Origin of the sequence: Sulfuriferula plumbiphila (assembly GCF_009938015.1) — a bacterium.
Taxonomy (GTDB): domain Bacteria; phylum Pseudomonadota; class Gammaproteobacteria; order Burkholderiales; family Sulfuriferulaceae; genus Sulfuriferula; species Sulfuriferula plumbiphila.
Window position 1 is genome coordinate 3,287,369 of record NZ_AP021884.1, and the last position, 14,644, is coordinate 3,302,012.

At 61.3% G+C, this 14,644-nt stretch carries 18 protein-coding genes; all 18 read right to left on the reverse strand.

The window, feature by feature from the left end; genetic code table 11:
- Positions 1-4 precede the first annotated feature (4 nt).
- The gene (gene purE, locus GZH91_RS16815) at positions 5-496 is read right to left on the reverse strand and encodes a 5-(carboxyamino)imidazole ribonucleotide mutase (RefSeq protein WP_147071030.1); all 492 of its coding nucleotides are present in this window, start codon (positions 494-496) and stop codon (positions 5-7) included.
- A gap of 13 nt (positions 497-509) precedes the next feature.
- Positions 510-917, reverse strand: a complete 408-nt coding sequence (locus GZH91_RS16820; RefSeq protein ID WP_147071031.1) for a phosphate-starvation-inducible protein PsiE — start codon at positions 915-917, stop codon at positions 510-512.
- A 59-nt stretch (positions 918-976) separates the two neighbouring features.
- Positions 977-1,882, reverse strand: a complete 906-nt coding sequence (locus tag GZH91_RS16825; protein WP_147071034.1) for a class II fructose-bisphosphate aldolase — start codon at positions 1,880-1,882, stop codon at positions 977-979.
- 9 nt (positions 1,883-1,891) lie between these two features.
- A complete protein-coding gene (locus GZH91_RS17890; protein WP_198415342.1) occupies positions 1,892-2,779 on the reverse strand; it encodes a SulP family inorganic anion transporter in 888 nt (295 codons plus the stop codon).
- Positions 2,776-3,990, reverse strand: coding sequence for a SulP family inorganic anion transporter (locus tag GZH91_RS17895; protein ID WP_198415343.1), 1,215 nt, complete (start codon positions 3,988-3,990; stop codon positions 2,776-2,778). The genes GZH91_RS17890 and GZH91_RS17895 overlap by 4 nt, the downstream gene beginning before the upstream one ends.
- Positions 3,991-3,998: 8 nt before the next feature.
- Entirely contained in the window at positions 3,999-6,350 is a 2,352-nt protein-coding gene (locus GZH91_RS16835; protein ID WP_147071070.1) for a nitric oxide reductase activation protein NorD, read from the reverse strand.
- 124 nt (positions 6,351-6,474) lie between these two features.
- Positions 6,475-7,278, reverse strand: coding sequence for a CbbQ/NirQ/NorQ/GpvN family protein (locus GZH91_RS16840; protein WP_147075189.1), 804 nt, complete (start codon positions 7,276-7,278; stop codon positions 6,475-6,477).
- A 139-nt stretch (positions 7,279-7,417) separates the two neighbouring features.
- A complete protein-coding gene (locus GZH91_RS16845) occupies positions 7,418-7,624 on the reverse strand; it encodes a hypothetical protein (protein WP_147075175.1) in 207 nt (68 codons plus the stop codon).
- A complete protein-coding gene (gene parA / locus GZH91_RS16850; RefSeq protein ID WP_147075176.1) occupies positions 7,615-8,250 on the reverse strand; it encodes a ParA family partition ATPase in 636 nt (211 codons plus the stop codon). Before parA ends, GZH91_RS16845 begins: the two co-directional genes overlap by 10 nt.
- Before the next feature lie 61 nt (positions 8,251-8,311).
- Complete coding sequence (locus tag GZH91_RS16855) at positions 8,312-8,593, reverse strand: hypothetical protein (protein WP_147075177.1); 282 nt, start codon at positions 8,591-8,593, stop codon at positions 8,312-8,314.
- Positions 8,593-9,036: a ferritin-like domain-containing protein gene (locus tag GZH91_RS16860; protein WP_223264667.1), complete on the reverse strand. Its 444-nt coding sequence runs from the start codon at positions 9,034-9,036 to the stop codon at positions 8,593-8,595. Before GZH91_RS16860 ends, GZH91_RS16855 begins: the two co-directional genes overlap by 1 nt.
- Before the next feature lie 24 nt (positions 9,037-9,060).
- Positions 9,061-9,387 (reverse strand): BMC domain-containing protein, encoded by a 327-nt coding sequence (locus GZH91_RS16865; protein WP_161984311.1) that lies wholly within the window; start codon positions 9,385-9,387, stop codon positions 9,061-9,063.
- Positions 9,388-9,428: 41 nt separating this feature from the next.
- The gene (locus tag GZH91_RS16870) at positions 9,429-9,722 is read right to left on the reverse strand and encodes a BMC domain-containing protein (protein WP_161984312.1); all 294 of its coding nucleotides are present in this window, start codon (positions 9,720-9,722) and stop codon (positions 9,429-9,431) included.
- 41 nt (positions 9,723-9,763) lie between these two features.
- Entirely contained in the window at positions 9,764-10,057 is a 294-nt protein-coding gene (locus GZH91_RS16875; RefSeq protein ID WP_161984312.1) for a BMC domain-containing protein, read from the reverse strand.
- 31 nt (positions 10,058-10,088) lie between these two features.
- Positions 10,089-10,346 (reverse strand): carboxysome peptide B, encoded by a 258-nt coding sequence (locus GZH91_RS16880; RefSeq protein ID WP_147075143.1) that lies wholly within the window; start codon positions 10,344-10,346, stop codon positions 10,089-10,091.
- A gap of 1 nt (position 10,347) precedes the next feature.
- Positions 10,348-10,599, reverse strand: coding sequence for a carboxysome peptide A (locus tag GZH91_RS16885; protein WP_147075145.1), 252 nt, complete (start codon positions 10,597-10,599; stop codon positions 10,348-10,350).
- A gap of 18 nt (positions 10,600-10,617) precedes the next feature.
- Positions 10,618-12,201 (reverse strand): carboxysome shell carbonic anhydrase, encoded by a 1,584-nt coding sequence (locus tag GZH91_RS16890; protein WP_147075147.1) that lies wholly within the window; start codon positions 12,199-12,201, stop codon positions 10,618-10,620.
- 39 nt (positions 12,202-12,240) lie between these two features.
- Positions 12,241-14,577 carry a CsoS2 family carboxysome shell protein gene (locus GZH91_RS16895; RefSeq protein WP_147075149.1) on the reverse strand — a complete coding sequence of 779 codons (2,337 nt, stop codon included), beginning with the start codon at positions 14,575-14,577 and terminating at the stop codon, positions 12,241-12,243.
- Positions 14,578-14,644: the final 67 nt, after the last annotated feature.

Consider the following 14,644-nt stretch of genomic DNA (forward strand, 5'->3'; position numbering starts at 1 on the left):
TCGGTCAGGCTTCCGGCAGGCGCATGTTGAGCACAGCTGCGGACTGCTCGGCGCGGAATGCCTCCAGACGCGCAGCCAACGCTGCATCGCCATTGGCCAGCAGCGCAGCGGCGAACAGCGCGGCGTTGGCCGCACCCGCTTCGCCAATGGCAAAGGTGGCGACTGGAATCCCCTTGGGCATTTGCACAATGGAGAGCAATGAATCCATACCCTTCAGATATTTGGAAGGCACCGGCACACCCAGCACCGGCACGGTGGTTTTGGCAGCCAGCATGCCCGGCAGGTGCGCCGCGCCGCCAGCGCCGGCGATAATGGCGCGCAGTCCGCGTGGTGCGGCGCTGGCGGCATAGTCAAACAGCAGGTCGGGAGTACGGTGCGCGGAGACAACTTTGGCTTCGAAAGCCAAGCCCAGCGATTTGAGCATCAGTGCGGCATGCTGCATCACTTCCCAGTCGCTGTTGCTGCCCATCACGATGCCGATTAGAGGTGTATCCATTCTGATCTTTCTTTTATTCGCCATCCGCGCCATCTTCGCGATAGGGGAAGCGGGTATGCCCGTAGCGCAGCGCCAAGACGGCAAGGGTGAGCATGAGCACCGCAGCGGCCACCCCCAGCAGACGCCATTCGTCCATTTCTTTCATGCCTAGCACGATGTAACGCGCCAGCGCGACGATTGCGATATAGATGGGATAACGCACCGGCAGCTTGCCCTGTTTGTAATACAGGCCGAGCATGGTGACGATTTCGAGATAGAGGAATAAGAGCAGCAGATCGGTCAGCGTGACAGTGCCCGCATCGACCATGATGCGCAGTTCCTGAAATCCGGCCACCAGGGTGACCAGCAGAATGATCCCCAGACCGAAGTTTTCGACCCAGTGCAGAACACGCAGTGCGAAACGGTTGTGTTGCTGGATCATGATGCGCGTCCGGTTAAAATCAGTGTTGCATTTTAGCCGATTTGCGACCGATTACGTAGTCACACCGTTTTTTCTGCAAGCAGTGCAAAAGGTTTGCGCACGCGGCATTGCTGCAATACCTCTGCTGCACGGCCGCTGCTGCCCCAGACCTGGATACAGCGTTCGGTTTCAAGCTGCACCGCCTCGCGCACACCGGCCACCGTCGCCGCATAGCCTGACGCCCCGGCCGTGACATTGTCGCGTATGCGGCGTGCGGCGATGTCGAGCAGCGCCGCGCTGTAATTGATCTTGGCTGCGCCAAAACCGATCATGCGACGCATCTGGTCATCGGTGTAACCGGCGCTGCCATGAATGCCAAGCGGGATACCGACAGCCTGGTTGATTTTCGACAGTCGGGTAAAGTTATACTTGCTGCTGCCGCCAGAATTGATCCGGCTGACGGACACCGCCAGGCACCCTACTCCGGTGCGATCAACGTAATATTTGGCTTCCAGCGGCGTGGTCGCGCCATTCCCCGAGGCATCGGCTTGATCGTCTTCCAGCCCGGTTTCGATCAGCCCCACCTGACCGACCACCAGCACCCCGAGCGGCGCAGCCAGCGCGACCACTTTTTGCGTCAACGCCACGTTGTCAGGTAATAGCTGCGAGGACGCATTGAACACGATGCCGCAGCAACCCATGTCAATCGCGGCTTCTGCGCTGGCAGGGTCACTCTCCACTTCGACTTGAAAGGTCACGGGGATGGTGGCACGATGCCCCATTTCGGTCACTGCACGTGCCAGCGATTCGATGTTGTCGGTACCGGGGTACGACTTGGAAATGCTCAGGATGATGGGCGCACGCATCTTCTCGGCGGCGGCGACCACGCCTTCCAGGATATTCCAGCTGACCACGCCAAATGCACCCACCGCGTAACCGTGTCGGTAGGCATGACCGAGCATGTCCTGCATATCAACGAGTGGCATGAGGTGCTTTCATTTTTCCGGTTGAATCGGGTGCGCATCGACATGCACGCCAGACGCGTAGCGCGCCTGCAATGCCTGAAACGCGATGTCGCGGCTCTTGAACACATTGTCTTCGCCCAGCAAGTGCTGCAAGCCGGCGCTGTCGAACTTCTCCCGCACCGGCTGCTTCAGGCTGCTGAACGCCAGCTTCACGCCTGCATCGTGCATGTATTTTGCGATTTCGCGTATTTTTTCCTCGCCCGAGGCATCGATGTTGTGGATGCCATTGCCGATCACCAGTATAGTTTTTGCCTGCGGAAAATCGGCGTGGGCACGCAATATCACATCCTCGAAGTGCGCCGCATTGAGGAAATCCAGCGAACCATCGTAGCGCACTGTCACAAAATGCGGACTGACCGGCGGCAGGGCATGCGCCTTCATGTCGGCGAGGCTGCCATCCGGCATCTGTCCCAGCAAGACGGCACGCGGCTTCATACGTCGCACCAGGAATATGATAATCGTCAGCGCCACGCCGGCCAACACGCCATTGGCGATGGACGGCGCCATGGCCAGGGTCGCAACAAACGTGAACACCCCCGTCACCGCGCCCATGCGATCGACCTTCCACGCCATCAACAGCGGACGGATTTTGATCAGGTCGAACACCGACAGCATGACAATCACCGTCAGTACTGCCAGGGGCAGATGGTACAGATAGGGCGTAAAGAACAGAAGCACCAGCGCCACCACCAGCGCGCTGATGACGGCAAACAGCCCGGTACGCGCACCAGTACGCGCTGCCACCGCAGAACGCGAGAACGAGCCGCTGACCACGAACGACTGAAAGAACGAGCCAACGATGTTTGCCAGACCCTGCCCGATCAGTTCGCGGCTGGGGTTGATGCGCTCACGCGTCATGGCTGAAATCGCCTTGGAAATCGACGCGCCTCAAGAAAACCGATCAACGCCATCACCAATGCACCAGGCAGCAGGGGCAGCAGTAAATCGCCCTGCAACCTGGGTATCGAAAATGACGGCAAGCCGAGCGGAATGTTACCGACCACGCGACCACTGCCGCTGAAGCTGACCTGGCCGTCCTTGACCTTGCCAAAGCGCCATTCTGCGCCTTCGCCCTCGGCTGCGGGCCGGTAGCTAACCTGCCCGTCGGGCTGCGCTTCGCGTACAAACTGGAACGCATGGAGCTGCACTCTGCGCTGATTGTTTTCTGCCTTGAGCCGGGCTATTTTACGACGCGCCAGTTCGGCCTGGGCATGCAGCCCTGCCCGCCTCTCCATGGCATCGGGTGAACCCATGTCGAATTCACGCAGCCGATGGTTGATATCGGAAAGCTGGCTGGTCGAAACCTGCAGCTGACGTTCTGTCTGGGCATACGCATCAATGTTGGAACGCGCCGCGGCTGTCGTCACGGCTGACAAGGGCACAGTCTGGTTACGCTCAAAACCGATTGCCCAGCTCACCAGTGTGGTCAACACCACCGCCACCAGAATACCGGGGATTTTCGGCATATAACGGCGCAAGCCGAGCATGATGGCGGCTGTTGCAAAGGCAAATCCCAGCGTTGACAGGTGCGCATGCTGCACCTGCGCCACCACCCGCCATAAATCTGCCATGAACACATCGCTGCGCAGGAACGGCACGTTCAGCACCTCGGCAAGCAAGGACAGTCCGATAATCAGCGCGGCGGCATTGGTGAAGCCGACCACGACCGGGCTGGATAGCAGGTTGACCAGCGCCCCCAGACGCAGCATCCCCAGCGCCAGACGCAACACACCGACCATCAATGCCAGCATGATGGACAGCTCGATGAATTTGTCGCTGCCAGGCGAAGCGAATGGAATGATGATCACCGCCGAGATCAGCGCCAGCATGACCACCGGCCCGGTGTGCAGCTGATTCGACGAACCCCACATCGAGGCCACCACCACTGGCAACAGTGACGCATACAGGCCGTATACCACAGGCAGGCCTGCAAGCTGGGCATAGGCCATGCTTTGCGGCACCAGCATCAACGCGACAGTGATGCCGGCTACCAGATCCGCGCGCGGTTTTTCACCGCTGAGCGGGAACCAGCGCAAAAACGGAAACAGCGTGGCCGCAAGGGTCTTCATAGTGCGGGTCATCGGGTCAATCCCATATAGAGCAGCGGCAGTTTTTCCGGCAGGCGTTCGACGTGATCGACCACCATGTAATTGCGCGCACCAAAAATGCGCGACACATACTCGTCGGCGCGCGGATCCAGGCTCAGGCAGTAGGTCGCGATGCCGTTACGCGTCAGCTCCTCCACCGCTTTCTTGGCGTCAAATCGCAGGTATTGCGGATCGCGCACGTCATTGTCGGCCGGCTCGCCGTCGGTAATCACCAGCAGCAGTTTTTTGTTGCTGGGCTGCCGTTTGAGCAGCGAGCCGGCATGCCGCATCGCCGCACCCATGCGCGTGGATAATTGCCCACTCATGCCCGCCAGACGGGACTTTGCCTTGTCGTTGAAAGACTCGTCGAAATCCTTGAAACGAAAATACTCCACGTCATGGCGGCCATTGGAATCAAAACCATGAATCGCAAAGGGATCGCCGATTTTGTCCAGCGCATCGGCCAGCAGCACGGTCGCTTCACGCGCCAGCTGCAGCACCGTGCTGTCAGAACCCAGCACGCTGTCATTCGTGGATTCGGACAAATCTATCAGCAGCAGCACGGACAAATCGCGCACCTTGCGCACGTTACGCATCATGATGCGCGGGTCGGGCTGCTCGCCCATGCGCATCTCGATCATGGCGCGCACCGCAGCGTTCAGGTCGATCTCGTCGCCATCCTCCTGCTTGCGCAGGCGCTGCACCCCCTGCGGCTGCATTGCCTCGATCAGGTACTTGAGGCGCGCGACCAGCGGCTTGTGCTTGACGACAATCTCGTCGATCAGCTCGACCTCGCCGGTTTTCGGGCGCTTCTCCAGCACCGTGCACCAGTCCGGCCGATCCAGCTGCATCTGATAATCCCATTCGGCATAGTGGTAGGGATCCGGCGGCGGTTCGCGGCCTTCCTGCTGGTTGATGCTGGTGCTTTCCTCGTCGCGAAAGAATTCGCTGCTCAGCACCCAGATCTCGTTGGCATCGTCGCCGGCGCCTGGCACGTCCAGCGTATTGATCATTTCCATCACGCTGACATATTTGCGCAACTGCTGGGTGGTCACACCGGCCACCACCTGACCGGCTTCGAGTATGTCTTCGAACTCCCACATGTAGCGGTTGTCGTCACGGTAAACGATGTCGATCACGTCATTGGTATGGCTGTAATTTGCGCCTGACGCGAGCAGCGCATCGGCCAGCTCGATACCCACCTCACGCACCCACACGGTGGGCTCGGATTCAGTACAGCGGACGCGGAATAAACGGCACCCCAGCGCGACCCAGGCGTGCATATCCTGGTAGGTATCATCCAGCAGCGCGCGCGCCAGCCGTGCCATCAATGCGACTGCACCGTCGCCCGACTGCGGCGTCGCGGTATGCAGTGGCAGCCAGGTTTGCCGAAGGCCAGGAAATTTTGCCAGTGCCAGCGCTTCTACGCGCGCATCCTCGATCAAGCCCATCAGCACCTTTTGCAAACTGCTCAGGCCGGTACTGTCAAACTGCCGTACGGTGTAGACCTGATGGCATGCAGCATGCGCCGCGCTGGCTCGGTACAGGGCAATGCCGGCAACCCGTTCCGCCTCGTCAGCGGCCGGATCCGGCACAAAATCATCGTAGGCGTCGGGCAAGTGGATGATGTAGCCATCGATATAGGGACGGTAACCCTCGCGCTGCTCGAAATCGCCGCTGGTGGGCCGCAGAAAGAAGTCGCGCCCCCACAAGGCGCGCAGGTACATTCCGATGCGACGCTGCACGTCGATAAACAGGGTGCCCTTGCGTTCCCGCTGCAACACGCCGATGGATTCCGGGCTGTCCAGACTGAAATATTTCAGCTGTCCGTCAAAATTGGTTTTGTGCGCCTGCGCGCCCCACAGCGCCCAGCGCCGCAAGCCGCCCAGGGTAAGCTGGCCCAGCAACGTGCCGAGGTGATCCAGCATCGGGCGCACGCCGCGCGGCGCTTGGGCCAGCAATGTGTCGAGCAGGTGCAGATAGCCGCGAAACAGCTCGGGATCGCCCAACCGCGCGGCGGCCACCGGACTGGTCGAAAAAATCGACGTGATCACCGCGGCGCTGGTCTTGGAATACATCTTGATTGCGGCGGCCAGCAGATCACCGACGGCATCTTCGCCCAGCTCGCGCGCCACGGCGGGCGCGCTCTGTATGAACGACACCACCAGATCAGTGCCGCGCCCCAAGGATTTGAGCCCGGTTGCGCCTTGCAGATAATAGCGTTCCAGTCCACGCGGGCTGAATACGCGCGCGGCTTCCCCCCAGGAGGCACGCAGCACTTCGCCTGCATGCTCTCCGAGCTCGTCCAGAATGTCTTGATACTTTTCGAGTTCGAGCGCCATCATGCTGCTCCGGCAAATTATCGGGAATGACTCTGGCGCAAGCCTCAGGCCGACGCCAAGTCGGGCGTAGACGGGTTAGCGGGACGGAGTGGGTCGGACTGCCTGCACCGCGCCCGGCAACGTCTCAGAAGAACGTGCTCACCGCTGCATCGAGTGCATCGCGCATGTCCGGATCATCGGTGATCGGCCGCACCAGCGCCATGCGGCACGCGGCGGTCGGCTCCACGCCCCTGGCGATCAGGCTGCCGGCGTAGATCAGCATGCGCGTGGAGATGCCTTCGTCGAGACCATGGCCTTTCAGGTTGCGCGCGCGCTCGGCGATCGATACCAGTTTGCCTGCCACGTCGGCACTGACGCCGGTTTCGTGGGCGACGATTTCGGTTTCGATGTCATGCGCCGGGTAGTTGAAGTCGAGTGCGCCGAAACGCTGCTTGGTGGACTGCTTCAGATCCTTCATCAGGCTCTGGTAGCCGGGGTTGTAGGAGATCACCAGCTGGAAGTCGGGGTGCGCATGGATCAGTTCGCCTTTTTTCTCCAGCGGCAGCACGCGCCGGTTGTCGGTCAGCGGATGGATCACCACGGTGGTGTCCTGGCGCGCTTCGACGACTTCGTCGAGGTAGCAGATCGCGCCGTGACGCGCAGCGATGGCCAGGGGGCCGTCCTGCCAGCGGGTGCCGCTGGCGTCGAGCAGGAAGCGGCCGACCAGGTCGGAGGCGGTCATGTCTTCGTTGCACGCCACGGTGATCAGCGGCTTGTTGAGTTTCCACGCCATGTATTCGACGAAGCGGGTCTTGCCGCAGCCGGTGGGGCCTTTCAGCATCATCGGCATGCGCACCGAGTAGGCCGCTTCATACAGCGCAACTTCGTCGGACACGCCGCGGTAATAGGGTTCTTTTTCAATGCGGTACTGCGCGATCAGGTCACTCATATCGAACTCCATGCTGCATTACGCAGCTTTGATGAGACAGGGTTTACAGGATGTGACAAGCCGGTCAAGCAAGCTGGCGATCCTGAAAAATCATGTAAAGACTGTCGAATCGGTTTTTATTTGGCCGTATGCGGACAACTCAATCCGGCCACACTCGATCCGGATGCACGAACGGCGGCACGTCGGGCTTGGCGGCCTTGGGCGCGGCAGCGGGCTTGGTTGTTTCCGGCCTAGTTACGCGTTTAGGCGCTGCAACGGCTGGCGTCGCTACGGCCTCCTGCGCTTGTTGCGCCTTGATGTCACGCACGCCCTGCGCCAGCCTGGATCCCATCTTTTTCACAGACATAAGACCTCCTCGATGATTGCTTCAATATCCGACACGGCATGCTGACCCCGCTTGCCGACGCCATATACACTCAGTCCTTCCACTGCCGCGCTGCGATACGCTGCGCGCCGCTGCATGCCGGCAGACAATACCGGCACATCGAATTCAGCCACTGCCTCGCGCATGTCGCGCGACAGCGCATTGCGCGATTCCAGCTGATTGAGCACCAGGCAGGCGCGCAGATCCGGGTTGTCGCGCTGCGCCTGCTTGACTGCCAGCGCCATATCCACACTCGCCCACAAGTCAATCGGCGAGGGCAATATCGGTATCAGCGCCAGATGCGCCATGCGCATGATGGCGGCGACCGTCTCGCCTTGCACCGTCGGTGGGCAATCCACCACGACGTAGCGGTGACTGCGCGCGAGCTTGCCCAGCACACCCGCCGGATTGCCCCCCAGCTGGGCGACACCCGGCAGACCCGAATTGCCGCCCCCCATGCCGACCCATTGAGTGATCGAGCGCTGCGGATCCGCATCCACCAGGTGGGTGCTGCCACGCTGCGCCAAGCCTGCAGCCAGGTTCAGCGCCAGGGTTGTTTTGCCGGTACCGCCCTTTTGATTGATGACTGCAATGATTCGGTTCGACATGACCACCCCGTCTCGTAATGGCTCAACGTGCGCCGCTGCTGCGCTGTCCCGACCGCCGTTGTCAACTGCTCCCCAGTTGCGCCGCCAATGCCTTCATTTCATTGATGAAGTTGGAGTTGCGCTGTTGCAACGCCGTTTGCCCATCGCCATCAATACTGATGTTGGCGTAAGTTTTGCCAAAGCTCACGTCGGGGTAGTAATCCTCGCGCTTGGACAAATCCGCCATCTGGTCGAGAAATCGACGCGTGTCGGCATAGCTGGCAAAATCAAACCGCAGATTCAGGCTTGCAATCCGCTCTCCTCCAGGCGCGGCACCCGCCTGCTTAGCCTCGTTTTCGCTCATCACGCCACCCCCGCCAAATCCATCAACATTCGATCCAGTTCGCCCAGGTGGCCCAGTTCATCCTGCAAAATGCCGGCGAACAGGGCCTGCGTCTCGCTGTCGCGAATCCGGGCGCAATACTGTGCGGCTTCTTCGTACAATCGTATCGCCTCTATTTCCAGCGCACGGTCTATCTGCAACATTTCCGTCACGCTCCGCCCGGGTCGTGCAGGTGGCAACTGCGTGGCATTGGAAGGCACACCCAACACCAGCATCCTTTCCATCAGGCGTCCCGCATGCACCAGCTCTTCATTCACGTCGTCACGCAGGCGTGCGCTCATTTCGGACAGGCCCCACAGGCCAGTGAGTTTGGCCTGCATGAGATACTGCTGTACCGCCGCCAGCTCGTGGCTGAGGGCGCGTGACAGATATCCGCTCAATCGTGGATCGGCATACATCGACATGGCACTGTGACTCAGGCAATCGCCTTAGCTGATATCGCCGTCACGCCCGCCCATGCCGGCATCAGGCGAGCTGGGCAGAATGTTTTCGACTTCGCTGTGTACGCGCGCAATGATGTGTGCCGCCACCAGACCGTCACCCACGCGCTCGCATGCATCGGCACCGGCACGCACGGCTGCGTTCACCGCGCCGGTTTCACCACGCACCAGCACGGTCACGTAGCCGCCGCCAACAAACTGACGGCCCACCAGACGCACTTCCGCTGCCTTGGTCATCGCGTCGGCCGCTTCAATCGCCGGTACCAGGCCACGGGTTTCAATCATGCCCAGTGCAATTCCGCTTACGTTTGCCATTTCAAAACTCCTTCTCTGTTTCGGTTAAATTCGTGTCTGCCTTACGCTGCAGGGCTGGGCAGGATGTTTTCGACTTCGTTGTGTACGCGCGCAATGATGTGTGCCGCCACCAGACCGTCACCCACGCGCTCGCATGCATCGGCACCGGCACGCACGGCTGCGTTCACCGCGCCGGTTTCACCACGCACCAGCACGGTCACGTAGCCGCCGCCAACAAACTGACGGCCCACCAGACGCACTTCCGCTGCCTTGGTCATCGCGTCGGCCGCTTCAATCGCCGGTACCAGGCCACGGGTTTCAATCATGCCCAGTGCAATTCCGCTTACGTTTGCCATTTCAAAACTCCTTCTCTGTTTCGGTTAAATTCGTGTCTGCCTTACGCTGCAGGGCTGGGCAGGATGTTTTCGACTTCGTTGTGTACGCGCGCAATGATGTGTGCCGCCACCAGACCGTCACCCACGCGCTCGCATGCATCGGCACCGGCACGCACGGCTGCGTTCACCGCGCCGGTTTCACCACGCACCAGCACGGTCACGTAGCCGCCGCCAACAAACTGACGGCCCACCAGACGCACTTCCGCTGCCTTGGTCATCGCGTCGGCCGCTTCAATCGCCGGTACCAGGCCACGGGTTTCAATCATGCCCAGTGCAATTCCGCTTACGTTTGCCATTTCAAAACTCCTTCTCTGTTAAAAAAGCTGCTCAATTACCGTTACCGGCGTCCCATGCATCAATAATTCCGCAAATCGTCAAGTCGGTCAGGATTGCCCTGTCACCCGTTGCGATGCGTGCAGCCGAACCACCGGTCGTGATCACCCACTTGCCGGGTGGCGCGCCCACCGGGTCGCAGGCCACGCTCAGCTTGCCCTGAGCATCTTCCAGCACCCGCAGCGATGAATTTTGCAGGCCCGGTACGCGCCGCGTCGCCACCAGTTCCGACACCACACGCATGATCTCCATGTCAGCCCTCCGACCAGTGGTCGATAATCCCGACTATGGTCAGATCACTCGGATAATCCTTGCTGCCCGCCGCTTCACGCGCGGCCGACGACCCCACGCAGATCACCCAGTCTCCCGCTACACACCCCACTGCATCGACGGCTACCTGACGCGGGCCGCCCACTTTTTCCCGCACGACGAGCAGCGGACGGTGCCCCAAATCCTTGATGCGATTGGTCGAAACCAGCGTTTTCTCTACTTGGCAAATCTTCATCGCTGCTCCTGTACCAATTTATGCCGTTTCCGCCTCAACCCGTTCTATCGGGCTGCCCGGACGCTTGTCTTGCACGGTCATGCCGCAAATCAGCAGACCTTTCTGGCTAAGTGACGTGTAGCGTGATTCAATGGCCATCTTGACCCGGCGGCAACGCTCTACCGTGCGCTCGCGGCAACCCGGCACCCGACTGTCGTAGCGATAGTGAATCGCCACGGGCGCAGGCAAACCGTGCTTGATATTCAGCTTGCCAAAAATGCTGATGCCCACATCCATGTCCGTCGCGCCTTCTTCCACCGTGTACAGGTGGGCAAAGTACGCCAGGTTGCGCAACTGGAATTCCTCGAAACCGTCGCCCACGCTGATGAAGCGTTCGGCGTGACCGATGTCGGCGTAGCGCCCGCGCCAGTTGCTGCATACATAGTCGATCTGCGACAGGTTGTTGATCAGCAGTGTTGCAATCAAACGCCGCATTCCCTCGTGCGGCTCACCCTCGCCGCTGCCCCAGCCACCGACTGAGCTGGCCGCCTGGATTGCCTGGTAGATCTTAAGCCGCGCGGCACTGGGATCATCATTGGCGCTGCTGTGATACACATCCATATTGTCGATGAACCGATACAGGCTCATTTCGCCTTTGGCGTCGGGTATGTGTACCTTGATCGCATCGGTATCGGTATCCACGCCGATCAGCAGGGTGTCCACCGATGCGCCGCAGCAAAAGCTGTTTTCTATCGCCTGACGAAACTCGCCTAGTCGCTTCAACCCCGCTTCAGCTGCGCGGGTCACATTGCTGCAATGCGCGGCACAACCTTCGTGCGTCGGATCCGAGCTGCTCCAGTGATACACCACCACCTTCAGATAACGGGTACCGGCGTCGGCTGTGACCGGCCGGCCCTCGCGAAACCGCATCAGTTCGGTTTCAACCCAGCGTTTGACATTGGCGTCCACATCGAACATCGCACCAGCGTAGGCCTTGCGGCTGCGCACCGCACCATCCGGCAGGCGCAGTATGTAACGCACCAGCCCCTTGAGACGGCCATCCGAGCAGGGCGAGATATCAACCGCGTGGTAGCCGCTATCCAGAAAAAATGCGACGGCCTCGTCTGTACCACGATGCGGGTTGTTGAGCTCCGCCTGCGCCGCCATGAGACGCACGGTTTGCATGACGCATTCGCCATACAAGGCACGCATATCCAGATCAGCTATCCAGGCATCGGCCAGAATCTGCGCAGGCAGTTCGAACCCCAGTTGTTCACGCGCAATCTGTTGCGCACGGTCACTGAAATCCACTTCGTGCTGCAGCCCCGCAATGCGTTTGAGCACCGGCACGATGGCATCGAAGCGATCCTTTATACTTAATTCGTGCGCCAGCAGGCGCTGATTTTCTTCCTGATTGGCTAGCGGATGGTGACGCAGCCGCCCGTTGTCCACCAGACAGTTGGCGTTACACTCAACAGAGGCCTGCGCCACGCTCCGCGCGCCATACAAGTCCTGCCCGTGGCGCGCCGGCAGCGCACCAGCAGGCGTACCCAGGCCGTAAGGCGGGCGTCTTGCTGCGGGCTGCGGGCCGAGATTGCGCCCGGGTCGGTTTCTCGTATTCATTGCGTGCGTGACCTGTTCAAATTTGGAAAAAACACTGCGTCAACCGCGCGCACCGCCGGAGTAGGTAATCGCGGAACCCTTGGCATCGTTACCGCTGCTGCCGGTGATACGGCTCATCGGCAGGTCCGGCTTTTCACGGTTCTTGAGCTGCGCTGCGCCCACCATCAGACTGCGCTGCTCACCACGCAAGGTGGGGTTGCGGCGCGTTGCATCGCCCTCGGTACCCGTCACGCTCTCATTGCGCCGCCAGGCTGCCCCGGTAATCGCAAACCCACCCTCGCGTCCGTCGCCGGTCAGGCGGCTGCGCATGTCGTCAGCGACAGGTGCCGGGGCTCGTGCTGCCATCAGCGCCGAGACGCCTTCCTGGTGGCGAAATTCAGGCGTACCCGACACCAGCCCGGCGGCCAGATTCACCGGGCCGGTAATCCGGCCGACTGCACCATACGCGGTGCCGGTAATACGGCTCAAGCTGCTGTCCCGCGCGGTGCGTGACGGCGTGGCGATGCTGAACTCCCCCCGCACTGGCGCAGGCTCCGGCACCGCTGCCGCTATTCGCGGGGCATCCATCGCAGCGCGGCTGAGAGGATGCGGATTGCTGTTGGCACCGCGCTGCGACACGCGCTGATACGCGCCGGCATAGGGTGTGCCGCTCAATACCTGGCTTTCGCCACGTTCGGCACCGGTCACCTTGCTGCCGTTTTCACCGCGTGCGGCGCGCAACGCCAATCCTGCCTGCGCGCCGCGACTGGCCATCAGGGCACGCGAAGCCTGTTGTTGTGCGGCATCGTTCAAGCCTGCGCGCGGATCCGTATTGATATATTCGGTACCGGAAATCATCAGCGCGCCGCCCTGCTCTCCGCCGGTCACTTTGCTGCTTTGCTCAACCAGGGTGCCGGATACCTGCTGATCATGGCGGGTGCGCATCAGCCCGACTTTTTCGGGCAGCGCCTGCGGCGCGCGGTTGCACGCCTGGTACTGAGCCAGACCGTTGGACTCGGTACCGGTCACTGCGGCACACGCACCGCGCTCTGCGCCGGTAATGAGTTCGCTCGGCGCAACGTCCGTGCCAGTCACCGCCTGTTGCTTGACCGTGCTCATCACGCTGACTTTATGCGGTGCGTTATTGCCGCTGCGACAGGCGCTGACCGACTGATCCTGCGCATACTGGCTGCCGGTGAGCTTGCTGTTACAGCTGCCCGGCTCGTCACCCGTCACTTTCGGGTTGCGCCCGACAAGCGTGCCGCTCACCGGTAGTCCCGCCTGGGTCGATGCCAGATTTACCTTGGCAGGCGCGGCCAGCGGTTTGGCCGCGCAGAACGATTCAAACTTGTCCGCGCTCAGATATTCGGTGCCGGTCACTGGCTTGCACGCACCCGCTTCGCTACCTGTCATCTGTGCGCTGCGATCCACGTCCACGCCACTGACGCGCTGACCGCGACCTGTATTGCTGATGCTGACCTTGGCCGGCGCCGGGGCGGGCTTGACCGGACACAAGGCTTCGTATTGCTCGGCACCGATGTACTCCGTGCCGGTGATGACGCGGCAGCTGCCCGGCTCGTTACCGGTCACTTTCCCGGTCCGTTCGACCTGGGTGCCTGTCACGCTGGTGCCAGTCAAGGTCGTACCCACTTCCACCTTGACCGGCGCCTTGGGGCGTACCCGCCCTGCAGGACGCGACGCCGGGCTGTCTCCACGCCCTTCGTTAGACAGGGCAGCACGCCGCGCACGCGCCGCATCGCGCCCGCTCAAACCCGCCATGAACGCGGACTTGCCGTTGCTGCGCCGCTCAGACGCAGCCGTTCTGTAAGCAGACTTGACGGCGGTCTTGCCCTGGCTGGCCAGCGCACTGCGCCGCGCCTGACACAGCTTGCGTACTGCCGAAACCGCCGAGCCAGCCGGCGCAACCGGTTCGCTCTCCACCAGGCTGCACACGGCGTCAAGCGCTTGTTCTGTTTCGTCCTTGCTGTCGTCAAGCTTGTTTTTGCCTTTGCAACCACAACCGCAGTCTGCCGCCTCGGGCAATGCCGCCGGTTCAGCCGCATGCACCGTTGCCGGGCGCACTGCAGGCGCACTCGTCTTGCCCTGAGCCAGCGCAGCCCGGCCGCCTTGCGACAGCGCTTCGCGGCGCGTACGTGACAGCGACTTGCCGGACAGACCGCCTGGTGCCATAACACCGGGCGCTGGCACAGCAGGCTGCATATCCACTGCCGCCGGTGCCGGGCGTGAAGCCGTAGCCGCTGCAGGGCGCGCTGCCGCTTGTGGCAGTTTTGCCGTCAGCGCGGTACGCCCGTTTTGCGACAACGCCTGGCGCCGCGCCAAGGCAGCCGCGCGCGCTGAACGAGGTGTTGCTGCCGTGTTTGCAATAGCATCACTCATGCTTTATATCCTTCCGTGTTCAACCCGACCCCGACGGGGGCCGTCTACTGAATGACCCGTTAAATGG

Excerpts from the sequence above, each read along its gene's own strand:
- GZH91_RS16895 (WP_147075149.1), bottom strand. The coding sequence starts at position 14,577 with ATGAGTGATGCTATTGCAAACACGGCAGCAACACCTCGTTCAGCGCGC.
- GZH91_RS16835 (WP_147071070.1), bottom strand. The coding sequence starts at position 6,350 with ATGGCGCTCGAACTCGAAAAGTATCAAGACATTCTGGACGAGCTCGGA.
- GZH91_RS16885 (WP_147075145.1), bottom strand. The coding sequence starts at position 10,599 with ATGAAGATTTGCCAAGTAGAGAAAACGCTGGTTTCGACCAATCGCATC.
- GZH91_RS16870 (WP_161984312.1), bottom strand. The coding sequence starts at position 9,722 with ATGGCAAACGTAAGCGGAATTGCACTGGGCATGATTGAAACCCGTGGC.
- GZH91_RS16880 (WP_147075143.1), bottom strand. The coding sequence starts at position 10,346 with ATGGAGATCATGCGTGTGGTGTCGGAACTGGTGGCGACGCGGCGCGTA.
- GZH91_RS16825 (WP_147071034.1), bottom strand. The coding sequence starts at position 1,882 with ATGCCACTCGTTGATATGCAGGACATGCTCGGTCATGCCTACCGACAC.
- GZH91_RS16840 (WP_147075189.1), bottom strand. The coding sequence starts at position 7,278 with ATGAGTGACCTGATCGCGCAGTACCGCATTGAAAAAGAACCCTATTAC.
- GZH91_RS16860 (WP_223264667.1), bottom strand. The coding sequence starts at position 9,036 with ATGTCGATGTATGCCGATCCACGATTGAGCGGATATCTGTCACGCGCC.
- GZH91_RS16855 (WP_147075177.1), bottom strand. The coding sequence starts at position 8,593 with ATGAGCGAAAACGAGGCTAAGCAGGCGGGTGCCGCGCCTGGAGGAGAG.
- GZH91_RS17895 (WP_198415343.1), bottom strand. The coding sequence starts at position 3,990 with ATGAAGACCCTTGCGGCCACGCTGTTTCCGTTTTTGCGCTGGTTCCCG.
- GZH91_RS17890 (WP_198415342.1), bottom strand. The coding sequence starts at position 2,779 with ATGACGCGTGAGCGCATCAACCCCAGCCGCGAACTGATCGGGCAGGGT.
- GZH91_RS16845 (WP_147075175.1), bottom strand. The coding sequence starts at position 7,624 with ATGTCTGTGAAAAAGATGGGATCCAGGCTGGCGCAGGGCGTGCGTGAC.
- GZH91_RS16820 (WP_147071031.1), bottom strand. The coding sequence starts at position 917 with ATGATCCAGCAACACAACCGTTTCGCACTGCGTGTTCTGCACTGGGTC.
- GZH91_RS16875 (WP_161984312.1), bottom strand. The coding sequence starts at position 10,057 with ATGGCAAACGTAAGCGGAATTGCACTGGGCATGATTGAAACCCGTGGC.
- parA (WP_147075176.1), bottom strand. The coding sequence starts at position 8,250 with ATGTCGAACCGAATCATTGCAGTCATCAATCAAAAGGGCGGTACCGGC.
- GZH91_RS16865 (WP_161984311.1), bottom strand. The coding sequence starts at position 9,387 with ATGGCAAACGTAAGCGGAATTGCACTGGGCATGATTGAAACCCGTGGC.
- purE (WP_147071030.1), bottom strand. The coding sequence starts at position 496 with ATGGATACACCTCTAATCGGCATCGTGATGGGCAGCAACAGCGACTGG.
- GZH91_RS16890 (WP_147075147.1), bottom strand. The coding sequence starts at position 12,201 with ATGAATACGAGAAACCGACCCGGGCGCAATCTCGGCCCGCAGCCCGCA.